18 protein-coding genes and 1 pseudogene are annotated in these 19,155 nt (G+C 47.4%); 3 read left to right on the top strand and 16 right to left on the bottom strand.

Features of this window, described 5'->3' with window-relative positions:
* Positions 1-13 precede the first annotated feature (13 nt).
* The 10 genes and pseudogenes from ACERC8_RS03445 to ACERC8_RS03400 form a co-directional block, all read right to left on the bottom strand.
* Complete coding sequence (locus ACERC8_RS03445; protein ID WP_373658509.1) at positions 14-382, bottom strand: MerR family transcriptional regulator; 369 nt, start codon at positions 380-382, stop codon at positions 14-16.
* A gap of 79 nt (positions 383-461) precedes the next feature.
* Positions 462-968 carry an aromatic acid exporter family protein gene (locus ACERC8_RS03440; protein ID WP_373658508.1) on the bottom strand — a complete coding sequence of 169 codons (507 nt, stop codon included), beginning with the start codon at positions 966-968 and terminating at the stop codon, positions 462-464.
* Between the two features lie 277 nt (positions 969-1,245).
* The gene (locus ACERC8_RS03435; protein ID WP_373658507.1) at positions 1,246-1,554 is read right to left on the bottom strand and encodes a DUF4299 family protein; all 309 of its coding nucleotides are present in this window, start codon (positions 1,552-1,554) and stop codon (positions 1,246-1,248) included.
* 66 nt (positions 1,555-1,620) lie between these two features.
* A complete protein-coding gene (gene thrS / locus ACERC8_RS03430) occupies positions 1,621-3,558 on the bottom strand; it encodes a threonine--tRNA ligase (RefSeq protein ID WP_373658506.1) in 1,938 nt (645 codons plus the stop codon).
* A gap of 613 nt (positions 3,559-4,171) precedes the next feature.
* The gene (proC, locus tag ACERC8_RS03425; RefSeq protein ID WP_373658505.1) at positions 4,172-4,999 is read right to left on the bottom strand and encodes a pyrroline-5-carboxylate reductase; all 828 of its coding nucleotides are present in this window, start codon (positions 4,997-4,999) and stop codon (positions 4,172-4,174) included.
* A gap of 9 nt (positions 5,000-5,008) precedes the next feature.
* A complete protein-coding gene (locus ACERC8_RS03420; protein WP_373658504.1) occupies positions 5,009-6,250 on the bottom strand; it encodes a glutamate-5-semialdehyde dehydrogenase in 1,242 nt (413 codons plus the stop codon).
* A gap of 10 nt (positions 6,251-6,260) precedes the next feature.
* A pseudogene (proB, locus tag ACERC8_RS03415) lies at positions 6,261-7,325 on the bottom strand (glutamate 5-kinase).
* Positions 7,326-7,431: 106 nt separating this feature from the next.
* A complete protein-coding gene (locus tag ACERC8_RS03410) occupies positions 7,432-7,653 on the bottom strand; it encodes a hypothetical protein (protein WP_373658503.1) in 222 nt (73 codons plus the stop codon).
* Positions 7,654-7,693: 40 nt separating this feature from the next.
* Positions 7,694-9,028 (bottom strand): glycosyltransferase family 4 protein, encoded by a 1,335-nt coding sequence (locus ACERC8_RS03405; protein WP_373658502.1) that lies wholly within the window; start codon positions 9,026-9,028, stop codon positions 7,694-7,696.
* A gap of 19 nt (positions 9,029-9,047) precedes the next feature.
* Entirely contained in the window at positions 9,048-10,052 is a 1,005-nt protein-coding gene (locus ACERC8_RS03400; protein WP_373658543.1) for a glycosyltransferase, read from the bottom strand.
* A gap of 227 nt (positions 10,053-10,279) precedes the next feature.
* Between ACERC8_RS03400 and ACERC8_RS03395 the strand changes: the two genes are divergently transcribed.
* Genes ACERC8_RS03395 through ACERC8_RS03385 form a run of 3 tightly spaced genes read left to right on the top strand, consistent with a single transcriptional unit; the run spans position 10,280 to position 12,202 of the window.
* Positions 10,280-10,606 (top strand): PadR family transcriptional regulator, encoded by a 327-nt coding sequence (locus ACERC8_RS03395; protein ID WP_018368077.1) that lies wholly within the window; start codon positions 10,280-10,282, stop codon positions 10,604-10,606.
* A complete protein-coding gene (locus tag ACERC8_RS03390; protein ID WP_373658501.1) occupies positions 10,593-11,174 on the top strand; it encodes a DUF1700 domain-containing protein in 582 nt (193 codons plus the stop codon). Before ACERC8_RS03395 ends, ACERC8_RS03390 begins: the two co-directional genes overlap by 14 nt.
* A complete protein-coding gene (locus ACERC8_RS03385; protein ID WP_373658500.1) occupies positions 11,171-12,202 on the top strand; it encodes a DUF4097 family beta strand repeat-containing protein in 1,032 nt (343 codons plus the stop codon). The genes ACERC8_RS03390 and ACERC8_RS03385 overlap by 4 nt, the downstream gene beginning before the upstream one ends.
* A gap of 642 nt (positions 12,203-12,844) precedes the next feature.
* Here the strand turns inward: ACERC8_RS03385 and ACERC8_RS03380 are convergent.
* The 6 genes from ACERC8_RS03380 to ACERC8_RS03355 form a co-directional block, all read right to left on the bottom strand.
* The gene (locus tag ACERC8_RS03380; RefSeq protein ID WP_373658499.1) at positions 12,845-13,528 is read right to left on the bottom strand and encodes a rhomboid family intramembrane serine protease; all 684 of its coding nucleotides are present in this window, start codon (positions 13,526-13,528) and stop codon (positions 12,845-12,847) included.
* Positions 13,512-14,051, bottom strand: a complete 540-nt coding sequence (locus ACERC8_RS03375) for a 5-formyltetrahydrofolate cyclo-ligase (RefSeq protein ID WP_373658498.1) — start codon at positions 14,049-14,051, stop codon at positions 13,512-13,514. Before ACERC8_RS03375 ends, ACERC8_RS03380 begins: the two co-directional genes overlap by 17 nt.
* A gap of 354 nt (positions 14,052-14,405) precedes the next feature.
* Positions 14,406-15,530 carry an N-acetyldiaminopimelate deacetylase gene (locus ACERC8_RS03370; protein ID WP_373658497.1) on the bottom strand — a complete coding sequence of 375 codons (1,125 nt, stop codon included), beginning with the start codon at positions 15,528-15,530 and terminating at the stop codon, positions 14,406-14,408.
* 43 nt (positions 15,531-15,573) lie between these two features.
* Positions 15,574-16,272 (bottom strand): 2,3,4,5-tetrahydropyridine-2,6-dicarboxylate N-acetyltransferase, encoded by a 699-nt coding sequence (gene dapD, locus ACERC8_RS03365; RefSeq protein WP_373658496.1) that lies wholly within the window; start codon positions 16,270-16,272, stop codon positions 15,574-15,576.
* A gap of 180 nt (positions 16,273-16,452) precedes the next feature.
* Positions 16,453-16,896 (bottom strand): D-aminoacyl-tRNA deacylase, encoded by a 444-nt coding sequence (gene dtd, locus ACERC8_RS03360; RefSeq protein WP_373658495.1) that lies wholly within the window; start codon positions 16,894-16,896, stop codon positions 16,453-16,455.
* A 9-nt stretch (positions 16,897-16,905) separates the two neighbouring features.
* A complete protein-coding gene (locus ACERC8_RS03355) occupies positions 16,906-19,122 on the bottom strand; it encodes a bifunctional (p)ppGpp synthetase/guanosine-3',5'-bis(diphosphate) 3'-pyrophosphohydrolase (protein WP_373658493.1) in 2,217 nt (738 codons plus the stop codon).
* Positions 19,123-19,155: the final 33 nt, after the last annotated feature.

Below are 19,155 nucleotides of genomic sequence, written 5' to 3'. Positions count from 1 at the left end.
CCTCTTTGAAAATCTAACCTCTATGAGAAAACGGTGTGGATGATGTCGAAAATCGACTCTGCGACTGCAATTCATCTCGCAAAATGCGCCGCACATCATCATCTGTTAGAGATGGTTTTAGTTGAACAAACTGCTGTTCACGCTGAGCATACTCTCTCTTTATGGCAGCAATATTTAACCCCTCAGCAATAAAATCCTTGATTTCCAAGAGCCTGTCCATATCGTTCAACGAATATAGTCGTCTATTGCTGTCTGTGCGTTCAGGCGTTAACAACTCCTGATCTTCATAATAACGAATCTGTCGTGCGGTCAGGTCCGTCAACTTCATCACACTACCGATTGGAAAAACAGCTAACGACCGGCGAAATTCCTTCTCTTTCATGATGTTCTCCTCCTTAACTCATTATAAAAGTATTGCCCAAAAATGTCAATAGACTCATGTTATAATTTATGACATGAGTCTATTTTTTAAGCATATTTTTCCATGTTGCCAAATCGCCATTTACCAAAATAGTAACAAAAACTCCAACAAAAGTCTGAAAAACTCTGGTAACAACGTAGAGCGACGTGCTACCAGCAGGTGCCGCCAAGGAGATAATCAGCAAAGCAGAGACTGAACCAATGACCCCTGACACGTTTGTCAGTGCGACATTTAACACAATCGTCAACATGGTTAACACTGGCAGCAAGATAATGCCAACAAGCGGATGGTGCCCAAACCAGCCACTCACCACATAAAACACCAAGGCTAACAGCCCACCTATGGTATTGCCCAAAATACGGGATGCCCCGAAGGACAGGCTCTTATCAAAGTCTTCACGCAGACTAAAGACAGCGGTCAAGGCTGCAATCTGAGCTCCTTCCCAGTCTAGCCAGCCAAAAATGGTCAACACTAAAAAAACCGCTAAACCAGTCTTAGCCGTGCGCATGCCAATTTTCAATTTACTTTTATCAAATTTGAACCTCATATGTTCATTATACCATAACTTGGTTGGCATTGATCGTTTAGGCGACCATCTCTCTCGAACAAAAAAAGACTTGCAACGTCAAACCTGTTGAAAGTCTTGTCGAGATTTTTCAGAAAATCCGTAATGTCTAATCAGACAGTTTGCAATGCTGAGGTCATGGAAACCCATCGGCACTAAACAAAAACAAGCTACTCAAACATTATGCTGTTGCCTTTGTTGCGATATGTTCAAGTTCTTCAAGGCTTAAAGGCGGCAAGAGTAGATGGGTATCTGTTGTCTACACAGCCATTTCCCTCAACAAGAGAAGGGCAGCCTGGAAGTCGATAATCCCAATCAGGTCGTCACGGCTGGTACTAATCAGGGCTAAGCGGTAATCACTGATGGACTGACCATCTACAGCATAACTGGTCTCAGGCGCATGAGGCAAGAGGGTCAAGGTCCCTTCTGTTAGCGCAAAGCTACCAAAGGTCTTGCTATCTTGGTCTTGATAAAACTGTGGTTGAGCTAGGTAAGGATCTACATTCTGATAATCTCTAGAAACTGAATCTGGTTCTGATTTTTTGAAAAAACGGTCAAACAATCCCATATTAAATTCCTCCTTACCAAATTATACCAACTAAAAACCTGCAATCGCAGGTTTTTAAGCCTCTCATTAATCCTTACGCGACTTTCTCGCGATATCTGCCAAGATGCTCTCCACAAAGCTGTCAAGGGCAACCGTTTCGGTTTCTTTTGAGCCGTAGCGGCGGACATTAACCGCACGGTCTGCCTGCTCCTTGTCCCCGACAATCAGCTGATACGGAATCTTGCTGGTCTGTGACGCACGAATCTTGTACTGCATCTTCTCATTGCGCTCATCGACCTCAGCACGGACACCGCGGTCTTTGAGGGCTTTTGCCACTTCCCAAGCGTAATCCGCGTGGGCGTCGTTGGAAATCGGAATCACTGTTACCTGTTGTGGCGCTAACCAAGTTGGGAAGGCACCTTTATAAGTTTCAATCAAGATAGCGGTAAAGCGTTCCATGGTTGAAATGACCCCACGGTGAATCATAACAGGGCGGTGCATTTCGCCATCTGCGCCGATGTACTTGAGGTCAAAGCGTTCTGGCAAAAGGAAGTCCAGCTGAATGGTGGACAGGGTTTCCTCGTTTCCAAGGGCGGTTTTAACCTGAATGTCCAACTTCGGCCCGTAGAAGGCTGCTTCGCCTTCGGCTTCAAAGTAGTCCACATCCATTTCATCAAGGGCAGCTTTCAGCATGCCTTGAGCATTCTCCCACATCTGGTCGTCGTCGAAGTATTTTTCCTTGTCCTCTGGGTCACGTAGAGACAGACGGAAGCGGTACTCGGTCAGGTTAAAGTCTGCATAGACATCAATGATGAGTTGCAGGGCTTTTTGGAATTCTTCCTGAATCTGCTCTGGAGTGACAAACAAGTGACCGTCGTTGAGGGACATTTCCCGCACCCGCTGGAGACCTGACAGGGCACCTGATTTCTCGTAGCGGTGCATCATGCCGATTTCGGCGATGCGGATTGGCAACTCGCGGTAAGAGTGCACATGGTGCTTGAAGACCTGAATGTGGTGCGGACAGTTCATCGGACGCAGGACAAACTCTTCCCCATCTCCCATGTCCATGACAGGGAACATGTCCTCATGATAATGATCCCAGTGACCTGAGGTTTTGTAGAGGTCAACGCTGGCAAGCGGTGGCGTATAAACATGCTGGTAGCCAGACGCCAACTCCTTATCCACGATGTAGCGCTCTAGCTCACGACGGATAGTCGCCCCATTTGGCAACCAAAACGGCAGACCTTGTCCGACTTCTTGGGAAATCATGAAAAGGTCCAATTCCTTACCAAGTTTACGGTGGTCACGCTCTTTGGCTTCTTCCCGCATTTGCAGGTAGCTCCTTAGGTCTTTCTTGTCAAACCAAGCTGTCCCGTAAACCCGCTGCATCATGGCATTGTCAGAATTGCCCCGCCAGTACGCACCAGCTACATTGAGGAGCTTAAAGACCTGTACACGACCTGTTGACGGCACGTGCGGGCCACGGCAGAGGTCGACAAATTCGCCCTGACGGTAAACGGTCAAGCCCTTGTCCGCATGTTCCTTAATCAACTCCAGCTTGTATGGGTCGTCCGCAAAGAGATCCAGCGCTTCTTCTTTGGTGATTTCCTCACGGATGCATGGGTGGTTTTCTTGAACAATCTTGGCCATCTCTTTTTCGATAGCTTCCAAATCTTCATTGGAAATTTGCTGCCCCTCACCATTGTCCGTGTCATAGTAGAAGCCATTTTCAATGGCAGGACCAATCCCCAAACGCAGGTTAGGGAAGAGACGGCGAGCCGCTTGGGCAAAGACGTGAGCGGCGGAGTGGCGGAGCAAGTCCAAGGCATCCTCGTGGTCAGCCATGACGATTTCAAGGCTGCCATCTTCCTCAATCGGACGCACGGTGTCAATCAAGATACCATTGTGCTTACCAGCCAAAGCTTTTTTCGCCAAACCAGGGCTGTTAGAGTGAGCAATGTCATAAGTTGTTGTGCCTTTGGCGTATTCACGCACCGCACCATCTGGGAAAGTAATATTAATCATCGTTTAAGATATAAAGGGTGTTAAACGGACTCAGAAAAATAGGAAATCAACCACATAAGCTAGCTTCTAGGGAGATTTATCTTTTTTCCGCCGTCAGTAACCCGTATTCAGTTAGAATGAATACGAGCTTGACCCTTCAGTTCCTTTCTATATTTTTTCATTCTTTTTTAGAGACGTGAGCATTTAAGCTAACGTCAAACTAAATAAACGACGCCCTCACAAAAGGACGTCGTAACGTGGTTCCACCTTCATTTATCCATGACAAATAGCCATGAACCTCATGTTTGGCGATAAGGGAACCACCCTTTTATGTTTGCATAAAATGATACCGAGTAGTGTCAGACCTATCCTCTGCGTACTTTCCAGCAACCGCACGCTCTCTCAAAGATTTCCTAGGAATGATATGTCTCTACCCAACAGTATAGCAGGATTCGCTGATGATTTCAAGCTCTTCTGCTCATTTTATGAAACATTCTTGCCTGCATGGCCGTCATAGATGCTTTTTCTTTGGTAAATGGCGGCTACACATCTCTTGGTGGGGCTGATGAGGAAGTCTTTAAAAATTAAGAAAACAATCAGTAGCCGTTATTCAACAAAGTGAGAGCCTGTATTTTTAATCACTGAATAGTGCATATTTTGTGCAAACCACCCATCGAGCATCTGATGATAGTGCTTTTGTCCGATAAAGCGCTGCGGTGACAGCTGATTGGGTCGCGTGGCGAAAACCATGCTCTTCTAGTGCAAGGACACCTGCAATAGTCGCTCCCCCTGGGGAGCAGACAGCATCTCGCAGCTGGGCTGGGTGGTCACTGCTTTCTAGGGTCAACTCCCCTGCTCCGACAAGGGTTTGTCCTGCTAGTTCCAGTGCCAGCTGTCTGGGCAAACCATGAGTCACTCCTGCATCTGCCAACGCCTCAATAAAGGTATAGACAAAGGCTGGACCACAGCCTGCGATAGCAGTCGCAGCATCCATCTGAGCTTCTGGCAAAGGGAATACCTTACCAGAAGCAGCCAGCAAGTCCTGCACGAGCTGCTGAGCTGCTGCATCGTGACTGGAAAGAGTGGTCATCCCTTGACCGATAGCGACAGGGGTGTTGGGCATGATGCGCACCAAACGTTGAGTGGGGAGGTAATCCGCAAGCTGTGCCAAGGTCAGACCAGCTGCCATAGATACCCAGATGACCTCTGGGCGTTTCTGAATGACCGCTTCTAACTCCTCCAAAACAGTCGGCACTTGCTGGGGTTTGACCCCAAGAAAAATGACGTCCGCTTGAGAAACAAGGCCACTATTGGTCATAAGCTCCCCACCAATGCTCGCCTGCACAGCCTTGGCTTTTTCCAGATTATGCTGGCTCAAAAGGACTGTGACATCAGGCACTTGAGCGACTGCTCGAGCCAGACTAGCTCCCATATTGCCCAAACCGATAAATCCAACCTCCATCTATCCCTCCTACTGCCTGATCTGCCCATTGCCACGAATAATGTACTTGTAGGTCGTCATCTCCCGCAAGCCCATAGGACCTCTGGCGTGCATTTTTTGCGTCGAAATCCCCAGCTCACAGTCCAGTCCAAACTGCCCACCATCTGTAAAGCGGGTAGAGGCATTGACATAGACTGCTGCGGCATCCACTTGCTGGGTAAAGCGCTCTGCTGTTGCTGTATCAGCAGTTACAACGGCTTCGCTATGACCCGTCGAGTGCTGGGCGATATGGGCGATGGCCTCATCGGCGTTTGCCACTACCTTGACCACTAAAATATAATCCAAAAATTCTGTATCAAAATCCTCGGCTTGTACAGGTTGAGTGAATTGTAGATAGGACGCAGCTTTTTCATCTGCCCGAAACGCGACCTGTCCTCCAAGTGCTCCTTCTAACTCAGGCAAAAAGGTTGCCGCAAGGTCTTGGTGAACCAACAGAACCTCCGCTGCATTGCAGACAGACGGACGACTGGTCTTAGCATTGGTGACAACCCTAACGGCCATCTCAAGATCAGCAGCCTTGTCCACATAGACATGGCAAATCCCTGTTCCTGTCTCAATGACAGGCACTGTTGCCTGCTCCACGACAGCTTGAATCAGCCCTGCGCCACCGCGTGGCACCAGCAAATCCAGCTTGCCCTTGGCCGTCATCAGCTCTAGCGCAGACTGACGACTGGTATCCTCTACCAGCTCAATAACTTCAGCCGGCAGTCCCGCCGCCACTAAACCTGCCTTGAGAGCTGTCACAATGGCTTTGGCAGACGCAAAGGTCTCCTTGCCACCACGCAGAATCACCGCATTGCCACTTTTGATCGCCAAGGCTGCTGCGTCAGACGTCACATTAGGACGGCTTTCATAAATCATACCAATCACACCAAAGGGCTGTGAGCGTTTTTCAATGATCAGACCATTGTCTAACCGTGTTTCTTCCAAGGTCAGACCGACAGGATCAGGCAGGGCAATCAAGGTACGAATCCCATCTGCCATCTCCTTAATCCGCTCCGCTGTCAGAAGCAACCTGTCCTGCATGACCGAGCTAATCTTGCCTTGGGCTGCTAGCATGTCCTTGGCATTGGCTGCTAAAATCTGATCCGTGTCTGCTTCCAATTGGTCAGCCATGGCAGCTAGAGCAGCGTTTTTTTGTGCGGTATCTGCTAGATTGATGGCCAGCTTGTGGTCCACTAACGAATCGAGTAATGCTTGTGTTGTGTGCATGATGTTCCTCCTACAGGGTTACCCAGTCATTGCGATGGATAAAGACCCCTTCTGCCTGTTTGGTGGTCAACGCCTGTGCAGACCACTTCACCCGACCTTTTCCGATGAGCTGCTCTTCGTTTTCTTGATAGACAGCGACGATGTCACCAACTTCAAAATGCCCTCTGACGTCTTGAATACCGGCGACCAATAAACTGCGCCCTTCCTCTACCATGGCTTGAGCAGCTCCGCCATCAATCACAACAGCTGCGTCTGTCCGAGCATAGAAAGCTAGCCATTGCTTGCGTTGGGTCATGGCATGCTCATCCGTTAAGAAGAGAGTGCCACGATTGGTCTGTGTGACCGCTTCTAAGAGAGCTGTATCCGTTTTGGAAGAGCAGATAAAGACAGGAACACCTGACTTGGTCGCTAACTAAGCGGCCTGCAACTTGGTCGTCATGCCACCTGTACCATTGGAGGAGCCTGCACCCGCTGCCATTTCAAAGAGTTCTTGCGTCACCTGATCTACGACGGGAATATGCTGGGCATGGGGATTGCTGGTAGGATTGTCTGTATAGAGAGCATCCACATCTGTCAACAGCACCAGCAAGTCTGCCTTGAGCAAGGACGCCACCTGCGCCGACAGGTTATCGTTGTCCCCAACCTTGATTTCCTCGATGGCAACCGTGTCATTTTCATTGATGATGGGAATGGCTCGCTGGCGCAATAAGACCTGCAGAGCTTTCGAAGCGTTCTGATAGCGTCTGGAATCTGCAAAATCATCCTGCGTCAGCAAGACCTGCGCCGACACAATCCCATCTTTCATGAAGTTTTGAGTATACTCTTCAATCAGCAAGCCCTGACCAACCGCTGCGCTGGCCTGTTTTTCCGCAATCTTGGTCGGACATTTATCAAAGCCCAAACGACGAAAACCCGCCGCAATCGACCCTGATGTCACCAAGACCACCTGATAGCCTTTTTGATGAAGCTGGGCCAACTGATTGGTTAAACGGGCAATTTTAATGCGGTCAATGGTTCCATTTTCTTGGGTAATGGAGCTGGTCCCGACCTTAAAAACAATCGTAGCGTCTGTCATTCTCATCTCTCTTCTTTCCTAGCATGTGTTAAACCAGTATACCATCTTTTTAGGGGTTTTTCTAGACCTGAAAAAGAGGAGATAATAATGAACTGCACCCCAAAAGTTAAATTTTTTCATCCAACTTTTGGGGTGCTATAACTATAGAAGGAATACTCATCATGATCGGGCTTAAAATGAGGAGATTAGACACCGCAAGACCTTTCAAGACCAGATAATCATAGGGTGCAAAACCGACAATCATCAACAGATGATAGATTTCCGATAACCAATAAGTGATGACCGGTCCAATCACATAAGGCAGATAGTAATAATAGTTTTTTCTCATCAGTCCCTCCCTGATAGCCAGCAAACACAAGCAAACTGGGCTATTCCAAGAAATCCTTGATACTTGTAATCACTTTAATCGGTGCCTTGAAGACCTTGGCAGAAGTCGTTGCTGTCTTTTTGACAAGCGTCACCGGCAAGACTGCCGTTTGCTTGACAAGCTGAAGGGAGCGGTCTGCTGGACTGCCTTCCATTGTCAGAGAATACTTGTACTGGCGACAGGCTGCTTTAGCGATAATCGCATCAAGGTAGAAGCTATAGACAGCTTTGCCGAATTGCTGAGCTGAGATAGCGTTTAGTTTTTGAGTTAAATGCTTCTGTGTCATCTCTGGCGTGCTGACAAGTGCATCAATAATCGCAGCAGGCAAATCCCTCGCATCGTAGTAGAGTGTGCCAAACATCTTGTCTGTGATGAGGTCATCAAGATAAGGATTGCCGTGAGCGATGACTGGTTTACCAGAAGCCAAGGCTTCCGTATAAGTTAGCCCCTGTGTCTCACTAGTCGAAGCTGAGATAAAAAAGTCACAAGCCTTATAATACAAAGCAACCTGATTATGGTCAATCATGCCAGTAAAAATCACCGATGCCTCTAAACCTAGTTGGGTCGTCAGTTGCTTGAGGGTTGTCAGGTAAGGCCCATCTCCAACCACAACCAGCTTAACATGCGGGTACTCGCTTAACACCTCTGGCAAACTAGCTAGGATAGCCTGAATATTTTTTTCAGAAGAAATACGAGACAGGCTTAAAAGCATGGTGTCGTTCGGCTGAAACCCTAAATCCTGTCGCAAGCGGTCAACATCTTCTTGTGAAATGTCGTCGCGAACAAACTGATCCAGTTGAATGCCTGTAGGAATCGTCCGCTTCACAGGCTTAACCTCATAGCCCTCTAAAAGATTGGTGACGATACGACTTGGACAAATGATACCGTCCAAATTATTGAGATAGCCTCTAACGATATATTTGACCATCCCGGGGCGAATAATCTTGCCCTTGGCAATATAGTCAACGTAGTCCTCATACTGGGTATGGTAAGTATGAACGACAGGAATCCGCAGGGCTTTGCCAATCAATTTCCCAAGGTTACCCATCCCAAACTCCGTCTGGGTATGAATAATGTCTAGTTGGTAGGCCTTGGCAATGCGATAAGATGTCATCAACCCGCGATAGACCACACGACGATCCATGAAGGACACAAAAGGTACACTGGGCAGACGAATAATCGTCGGATCCTCGTAGCGACCGACTGCCTTATCTGTTGTCGTAAAGATATAAACCTCATGCCCTAGTTCTTCCAACTCTTCTTTTAGGGTCCGAATACTGGTCGCAACACCAGAAACCTGAGGAAAATAAGTGTCTGTAAACAAACCGATACGCATAACCTCTCCTTTATAGAGGTCAATCTGTAAAATCTAAGACCTCTTGATAAACTGCTTTTAACGCTTCACCGATACGATTGATGGCGCGGGACTGAGCGACAGCATAACCTGCCTCTCTTTTGTCTGTTTTTCCTGATAGAATAGCTGTCAACGCATCCACAAAGCCGTCCACATCTGATGCTAAATGAACCGCTTGGTGATCAGCCCACCCCTTGTAAACAGGGATGTCTCTCAAAACAGTATGCTGGCGACTAGCTAAAGCCTCCAAGACAACAATCCCTTCCGTCTCCTCCTTACTTGGGAAGAAAAACGCATCACTCCCGGTCATCGCGCCTTCAAAGATATCTCCTTTGATGTAACCTGCGAACGTCACATTTTCTGGGTGATGTTTTTCGACAATCCGTCTGACTGACCAAGGGATTACCCACTTGTTGGTCTCTCCGAACCAGATAAAACGAACATGTGGCAATCGCTCTGCCACTTTGACAAAGTCCTCAATCCCCTTACGTTTGAAGTAAAGACCTGCACACATCACCACAGGCTGGTCATCTGTCAAACCAAAATACTGACGAAAAGCTGCTTCCTTAGCAGGATCTGCTTGGTAGCGAGCAAGGTCAATCCCATTGGACACGGCATAAATCGGACGAGTAATCCCATAACGCTCAATCAAAGACTTGGAATAGGTTGTCGGCGTGATAATGGCATCAGCTTTCTGATAAAACTGGCAGAGATACCACTTGAATAGAGGACTGACCAGGTTTGAACCGATAAAAGAATCCCGAAAATCCTCCTCTGTCGAGTGCCCATGCATGATGACCTTCTTTCCAGCCCCTTGGGCACGAGCCATCAACAACCAGCTCTTGTAACCATAGGTATTGATGTGCACCAAATCATAAGAATCTTCCGGATTTTTGGTATAAGGCACACCAGCCAAATCCAGCGCGCGCTCTTGGTGCTTGATGGCACGACCAATACCTGACTTTCTGAGGTAGTGTTCGGCTTCCAAGTAAAGTAAAACATTCATAACTGTCATTATACCTCATTTAAGGTATTTTTTCACCAATTAGCCTGAAAAAACTCTCGAAAAGACCTTACAAACTTGTTCGTTTACGGAGAAATAGCAGAGCTTTTCAGCTGCGTCACACTCATTTTAGAAGATGGCAAATTATTTTTGAGGTTTGTCTTGACATGTGTATTATTTTTATATATAATCAATTTATATATAAAAATTTTATACAAGGAGGTGACAGGATGTATTTTCCAACATCAGCCACAGTCATCGAATTCTTGATTCTGGCGATTGTGTCAGACCATGATTCTTATGGTTACGACATCAGTCAGACAATCAAGCTGATTGCCAACATCAAGGAGTCGACTCTCTACCCGATTTTGAAACGCTTGGTTCAAGAGCGATACCTGACGACCTACTCTCAGGAACATCAGGGACGGACGAGGAAATACTACTCCATAACCCCAAACGGAAGGGAACAACTTGTCTATCTGAAAGCAGAGTGGCAGCTCTACACAAGCAAGATAGACGACATCATCGAAGGGAGATTGACACATGACAAGAACTGAATACCTCAAGCAGCTCGACAGCCACTTACGCAAGCTACCCCAGGCAGATTACGAGGAGGCCATGGCTTACTTTACCGAGTACTTTGCAGAAGCAGGCGAGGAAAATGAAGCCTTGGTGATGGCAGAACTGGGTACACCCAAAGAGGCCGCCAGGGACTTGATTAACAACATCTTGGATAAAAAGGTCATGGAAGACCGCTACCCACCACGCACCAAGCGGCAGATGATTTGGCTGATTATCCTAGCTATCTTTGCCGTTCCTGTTGGAATTCCTGTTATTTTGATCATTTTAGCCCTATTAGCTGCCCTTGTCGTTCTCTTTTTTAGCCTGATGGTGGCTGGTGCATCATTTTGCCTAGCCCTTTTCATCGGTGCAGGGATCTTCCTCTGGGATGCCCTGGCCTATCTTGGGCAGGGGCAACTTTTCGCCTTCGGTTTTGGTGGCGGTCTAGCCATGCTGGGCAGCGCCTTGCTCTTGGCACTTTTGGTTTATGTCTTTGGCAAGTGGACTGCTCATGGTCTTAAAACCTTGGTCAAATGGATTATCAAGAAAGGACAACGCGCATGAAAAAGATTACCCTTAAAAGTCTCTTTATCTTCGGCTTTGCTAGTCTGATTATCGGACTGGTTATGGTATTCAGTAGCTTGCTGACAGGTGGTTTTGACCAATTACGCCAGCTCAACCAACCTGTGACAGTCACCAAAACTTACACAGACTTAAAGAGCATCGATATCACTGCTACGAACAAATACATTGACGTCTACCCTTCTGATGACGATAAGATTCACCTGACCTACCATTACTGGGAAGATGAGGAAAATACCAAGGCGAATCTCTCTGATGCCAATGGTAAACTCAGCCTCTCTGACCACGGCGAACAGGAGGAGAAGATTATTCTCCAAGGTGGGCTCAACGTCATCAGTAAAATCACGAACAGCATCAATCGTGAAAATGGTAAAATCTCCCTCGCCTTGCCTAAAGGCATAACACTTGATGAGTTACGCATCGCAACCCACGGTAGCCTCTTTATCAGAGATGCGCACATTAAATCTCTTGATGTCCCTTATTCTCATTTGGATGCCCAGCAACTGACTGTTGACAAAGGGCATATCAACAACGGGACATTCTATGATAGCCACCTCAAAAACATCACCAGTGATAATTATTATTCCTTGCATTTTAACAAAACGACCCTAGATGGTGCTACCATCACCTATAACAGCGACTTTTCTGCTCAAGATAGCATCATCAAAAATAGTACCATCAAGGGAGAATATGCCCCGATGCAACTTAAAAACACGACCCTGGACAACAGCAAGATGACATTTTCGGCAGCTTCGATTTCTGCTGAAAACCTAACTGTTCTGGGTGATGTGACGATGACCACATCAGAGTATCTCGTTGACATCAGCTTATCTGAAACCAGCAAAAACAACATTGACCTAGACCTCACAACCAGCGAGTACGGTCAGCTGACCTTGGACCCTAGTCTGAAAGACATCACGGACAATGACCAAAAAGCCACTCGTAGCCGAGCAGGTAACAAAAACAAGCTAACCATTATCAATGACCATGCAGACATCAAATTGAGATAAAATCAGTCATCATCTGCCTGGCTATCACAAAGCTCTATCTTCTGTCAGAAAACAGTAACAGCAGAAGATGGAGCTTTTTTGTACCAAAAAGCGCAGAGCACATCCGGTAATTCGTCAGAACTCGCCCTCTCCTATCGACTATATAGGAGCGGGCTAAGCCTGGGACAGAGGTTCTAATTTCTCCCTCTTGGTAATTATTAACTAAGTAAGACGTAGAGGTTGAGCGCTCTAATACGCTGGGGTCATCAGCTTTTACAGCCCTGATCAGACGACATCAGCACCTTAAGGAGGAAAATCGAATGCTGCCTTTGTCATTCAAAATCATAAAAATAGCACCCCAACAGTTAGGTGTTGTATCCAACTGTTGGGGCACCATTTACTTTTGTCTCCGTCTCGTCCTTTTATCCTCATCAAGCAATAAGACGTGGTAACTATGAGCAATCCTTGACTGGTTCTGACAGCACTAGACTTGTCCTTGTTGTTCATTGAGAACTCTAAGACCGATAAAACACTACTGGTTGCTTAGGGTCCCCTTCACCTGCCAAATTATCCTTACGGCTGAACAAGCCTTAAACATTGCTGTTGCCTCCTAAGCCATACCGTTTAGAAGTAAGGAACGACCGATGGGTTAACATCCCTTATCTATCTCAGGTAAAATAGGGCTAACAGCAGGGCACTGAGACCAAGAAGAGCTAGCAAAGCCTGCTGCTTTTGTTTTTTAGAAAAAGCATACGGGTCGACACGGTTTGGCAAGATAACGGCACACAGGGCACCACCAATCGCACCCCCTAAATGTCCCCAGATGTTAATACTTGGCATAAAGAGGTTAAACAACAAGTTCACAACAATCAGGGTTTGAAAGCTCCGTCCCATCTGTTTAAGCAAGAGATTATTCCCAAAATATCCCATAATAGCCACCCCTGCAAAGATACCAAAGATAGACGATGAGGCGCCTGCTGATAGGACTTGAGGAGCTAAAGCGATGGTCAATAAACCACCAAAAACGCCTGACACCAAAAACAATAGGATATAATCTCGTTTCGACCAGACCTGCTCTGCTATTTTACCGACGATGTAGAGGCTAAAACCGTTCATCAACAGGTGCTGCAAGCCAATATGAACAAAGTTACTGGATATTATCCGCCACCACTGGCTACTGTCTACGCGAATCAAGGCGCCAAATAACCCACCAAAGGTCAAAATAGCGGTGTTGCTGGTCGCGTAAAAGGGAAAGACAAGGTTCATCACTAGATAAACCGCCACCATCATCACTAACAGTCCAGCTGTTATCGGGTAGTCTCTATAAAATTCACGGATTTGTCTCACTATAAATCAACTCCTTTACTGCTATATCGTGGGGCTCAGGTGTAAAATGGCAGAGCTGCTTTTCATAAACCGTCGCCAAGGTCATGCCCTCATAGTCTGCCAAGTAGCGGTCATAAAAACCGCCACCATAGCCGATACGATAGCCTTGACGATTAAAAAGTAGCCCAGGCACATGAATGAGGTCAATCTCAGACTTATCAACCACATCATGAGACATCGGTGATAAAATCCCCAAAGCACCTTCTGTCAGCTCATCTGAACAGTAGGGAACAAAGACCATCTCTACGTCACCGACAAGTTTCGGGACAACCACCTGTTTACCGTCTGACAGCGCACGATCAATGAAGGGAGCCGTCTGCCATTCATGGGGGAGGGATAGATAGGTTGCCACTGTCTGAGCCTGACAATAGGCATCGTGCTTAAGCAAGCTCTCCAACAGACCTTGGTCAACAAGGGCTTTTGCCTTAGGCGACCAAGCTCTAAGCCACGCCAAAATCTCCTGTCGCCGTTTCTTTTTTGTCATGTCTCTATCATAGCAGATTTTCCAATTTTTGGATAATCTTTGCTACCTTAAGCCGGTTTAAGGTTTTTTTAAGGTTTCGGATCTATAATAAAATCTTTCCTAAAACTACCAATTTCCCAAAGTGATGAGTGATAGCTAACCCCTATTACTCTCTTTTTCATAAATCTCCTAAAGTTAAGTTTTCAACAACTTAACACACCCCTTTTTAAAAGCAGCCATTCGGCTGATTTTTTTATGTCAACAAAATCACAGGTTCTATGCCAAATAAGCAATTTCTCTAAAAACGGCTGACAAAAAACACTTGCCACATCAAAATAGATGACAAGTGTTTTCTTTATCTAGTGACGTCGTCAACTAGTTGAGGCAGCTGTTCAAAAAATGTCCGACTTGCTCTACCGCAAAAGCAATAGCTCGCTCATCTGGGCTCATTTTGGGATGGTGAAGAGGATACGGGGTGTCCACGCCCAACCAGAACATGACCCCAGGAACTTTATGGAGTAGGTAGCCAAAGTCTTCACCCGTCATGGCTGGCGGGCAGTCAATCAAATTGACCCCTTCTGCCTTCTCAAAAAACGCCATCAGGTTTTTGGTCAAGTCTGGGTGATTTTCCACAGGCAGATAACCGCCTTGGTTGAGCTCGATGTCCACCGTCATGTCAAAAGACTGGGCGACACCCTGTGCTAACTGCCGCACCCGCTCCTGCATGGGCAGGCTATTCTCTTGGGTCAAGCTACGGATGGTGCCATGCAGAAAAGCCGTATCGGCGATGACATTGTTGGTCGTGCCAGCTGTCATGTGCCCAAAAGTCACCACGCCTCCCTTAATCGGGTCAACGTTACGGCTGACGACTGTCTGGACTTGGGTGACAAAGTAACTAGCCGCCACCAAGGCATCCTTGGTCTCGTGAGGAAAGGCAGCGTGTCCCCCCTTGCCTCTAAAGGTAATTTTCACCTCACAAGTACCTGCAAAGAGAGTGCCAGCGTTAGTCGCAATGTCACCAACCTTCATGTCTGGTCTGACATGAAGGGCGTAAAACTCATCTGGCAACCACTCACCAAACGCTCCATCATCATACATGAGCTTGGCACCCGCCAAATTCTCCTCAGCTGGCTGAAAGAGGAAGAGCATGTTGTTCTTGGGTTGCTGCTCTGCTATTTTTTCCAAAAGTCCCAAGGCAATGGTCATGTGGACATCGTGTCCACAGGCGTGCATCCGCCCCTCGTGCTGACTGGCAAAGTCTAGTCCCGTCTCCTCAACGATCGGTAGCCCGTCCATATCTGTCCGCCAGCCGATGGTTTTCTTAGGCGCATAGCCCCGCACAAAGACCAAAACCCCTGTCTGCCACAATTTTTGGTCGATGTACGGCTTGTTGAGCTGGCGTATCTGCTCCAGCAGATAGCTCTGTGTCATCTTCTCCTCCAAGCCCAGCTCAGGTATCTGATGGAGGTCACGGCGAATGGTTACTAAATCAAGTGTCATTTTTTATTCCTCTAGTCAAAGAGACCGACAAGCGGTCTCTGTCTTATAGTGTACGCAAGGCTTCTTCTAAAGCTGTTTTTTGTTGGGTTTTTTCATCAATTTCCTTGATGATGCGAGCTGGAACACCTGCTACCACGACATTTTCTGGGACATCTTGGGTGACGATGGCTCCTGCCGCAACGACAGAACCACTGCCAATCTGTACCCCTTCAATCACCACAGCATTGGCACCGACAAGGACATTGTCTCCGACACGAACAGGCTGGGCAGAGGCAGGCTCAATCACGCCTGCAAGGACAGCGCCCGCACCGATGTGGCTATTTTTTCCAACAGTCGCACGCCCTCCTAAGATTGCGCCCATATCAATCATGGTCCCTTCACCAATCTCAGCTCCAATGTTGATAACCGCCCCCATCATGATGACAGCATTGTCTCCGATGGTCACTTGGTCACGGATGATCGCACCTGGCTCGATACGGGCATTAATGGCCTTTTTATCCAGCAAAGGCACTGCTGAGTTACGGGAGTCATTTTCCACGACATAGTCACGGTTGGCAACCAGACCAGAGAGCAAGGGCTCAATCTCCTGCCAATCACCAAAGAGGACATTGCCTAGCTTGGTCACACTGGCTGGGACTTCTCCCGCTAGCGTCCCTTCAAAGGTGACCTTGACTGGAGTGACTTTCTTGGCTTGAGCGATAAATTGAATGATTTCTTGTGCAGACATCTTGGTTGCGGACATGATAACTCTCCATTTCGTTTTTTACCATTATAGCAGATTTTTCTAAAAGCACCAGCAAAAACGACCTCAAAGAGATCGTTTTTGACCAAGCTGTCTAAAGTGTTTAACGATGTTGACGACGATGAACCAAGCCAAGGCTTATTGAATTAGACGGAACAGATTGAGACACTTGACTACTCGTCAGTTTTCCTTAGTATCCAAGACGATGGTCACTGGTCCATCGTTGACGAGGCTGACCTGCATATCCGCTCCGAAAAGGCCTATTTTGACAGGAACATGTTGGGCAAGTTCGGCGTTGAACTGGTCATAGAGTTGGCTAGCTAGCTCTGGCTGTGCTGCTCCTGTGAAAGCTGGGCGATTGCCTTTTTTGGTCTGTGCAAAGAGGGTAAACTGTGAGACAGAAAGAACCTCGCCCTTGATGTCTTGGACGGACCGATTCATTTTGCCTGCCTCGTCAGCAAAAAGTCGCATGTTGGCGATTTTTCGCACAGCGTAGGCGATGTCTGCGGTGGTATCATCTGGAGCAATCCCAACCAACAGGAGCAGACCTTGCCCGATAGCTGCTCTGCTATGTCCCTCAATCGCCACCGAAGCAGTTGCCACGCGTTGAATAACAATTTTCATGTCCCCTCCTTAACCGTTGGTGCGTTTGACGGAGTAGACGTCTGGCACCATCTTGATTTTATCTGCCACAGTAGTTAGGGTGGCGAGGTTTGGAATGCCAAACTTGATATGAACGTTGACGAACTTCATGTCCTTGGTCGGCTGGGCGTTGACCGCCATCAGGGTCTTGGTGGCATTGTTGAGAATTTGCAGGATATCGTTGAGAATGCCTGGGCGATTGAAGCCGTAGATGTCAATGTCAGCCACATAGTCCTTGCTGGTATTGGTGTCGTCCCATTCCACCTCAATCAGGCGCTCTTCATACCCCTCCTGTCCCTTGATGTTGTTGCAGTCGGAGCGATGGATGGCAACGCCACGCCCTTTGGTGATATAACCCTCAATAATATCACCTGGCACGGGATTACAGCACTTGGCGATCCGCATAAGGAGACCTGATGCGCCTTGGATGATGACACCGTTCTCGCTCTTGACCTTTAGGACGTCACGTTTGGTTTCATGCTTGACTTCGCCGCCCTTGACCAGCTCCTCAGCTTCAGCTCTGGCTCTGGCTTTTTCTTCCTCACGGCGCTCTTTTTCGGTCAATTTATTAAAAACAGCGACAGCTGAAATTTCTCCAAAACCAACAGCAGCATAGAGGGTCTCCTCGTTACGATAGTTGAGCCGTGGCAAAATCTCATCAATATGCTTTTTATCCAGGTATTTATTGGGCACATAGCCGTTGTCCTGCAAGGTGGTCACCAGCATCTCGCGCCCTTTGTTGATGGATTGTTCCTTATCTTGGTTTTTGAAAAACTGCCTAATCTTGTTTCTGGCCTTGTTGGTTTTGACCATCTTTAGCCAGTCGCGACTAGGACCAAAGGAACTCTTATTGGTGACAATCTCGACCACGTCACCTGTTTTTAATTTATGGGTCAAGGGCACCATTTTCCCATTGACCTTAGCCCCGATGGCTTTTTCTCCAACTTCTGTGTGAATATCGTAGGCAAAGTCAATGGGACCAGAGTCCTTAGGCAGTTCACGCACCGCCCCATTTGGTGTGTAGACATAGATGCGCTCCGAGAAGATGTCTTCTTTGACAAAATCAACAAATTCCTTGGCATCACTGGCCTGACTTTGAAATTCGGATAATTGCTTAATCCAGTTGATGCCGATAGCGGTTTCTTTGGTGTCGACCTTGTTGGTCATCCCTTTTTTATAGGCCCAGTGGGCAGCAACCCCGTACTCCGCCACGCGGTGCATTTCCTTGGTTCGGATTTGCACTTCAATAGGACCCGTCGGCCCATAAACTGTTGTATGGATGGACTGGTAACCATTGGCCTTGGGCGCAGCCACATAATCCTTAAACCGACCCGGCATAGGCCGCCAGAGTTCATGAATATAGCCTAGCATGGCGTAGACATCGCTGGTCGTCTCCATCAAACACCGGATGGCAATCAGGTCAAAAATCTGATCAAACCGCTTTTTCTTGTCATGCATCTTGCGGTAGATGGAGTAGATGTGTTTTGGGCGCCCATAGATTTTGCCTTGAAGCCCTTGTTCGCTGGTGTAGTCTTGGATTTTTTGGACGATTTGCTCGACCTGCTCTTCACGCTCCTTGCGTTTCTCGTTCATCAGGTGCTTGATTTTGTAAAATTCTGGCTCGTTAAGGTAGCGAAAAGCCAAATCTTCCAACTCCCACTTGATGCGACTAATCCCCAAACGATGAGCAAGCGGAGCGTAAATTTCCATGGTTTCTCGGGAAATCCGCTCCTGCTTATCTGGTCTCAAGTGTTTAAGGGTCTTCATATTATGCAAACGGTCTGCCAACTTGACCAAAATCACTCGCAAGTCTTTTGACATGGCAATCAACATCTTACGGTGGTTTTCTGCCAGTTGCTCCTCGTGAGATTTGTACTCAACCTTACCTAGCTTGGTGACGCCATCAACGATGCTAGCAACCTCCTGACCGAACTGCTCTGCCATATCCTCAAGGGTAATGTCAGTGTCCTCGACCACATCGTGGAGGAAACCGCAGGCAACGGTGACGGCATCCAACTTGAGGTCCGCTAAAATGCCAGCCACTTCGATAGGGTGGTTATAGTAAGGCTCTCCAGATTGGCGGAACTGCCCGTCATGAGCTTTTTCCCCGTACCGATAGGCTTTTTCGACCAAAGCAATCTCCTCTGGTCCCATATAGGTCTTAATTTGATTAAGGACACTTTGTCCTTTGTTATCCTTGTTTGCCATCACGCACCCTCTCTCTTTCTAAACGTTGTTCTT

This window comes from Streptococcus sp. E29BA (assembly GCF_041807805.1).
In the GTDB taxonomy this organism is placed as follows: Bacteria; Bacillota; Bacilli; order Lactobacillales; family Streptococcaceae; genus Streptococcus; species Streptococcus entericus.
Note: the sequence above shows the minus strand (reverse complement) of the source record. Positions and strands in the feature narration are given on the sequence as shown.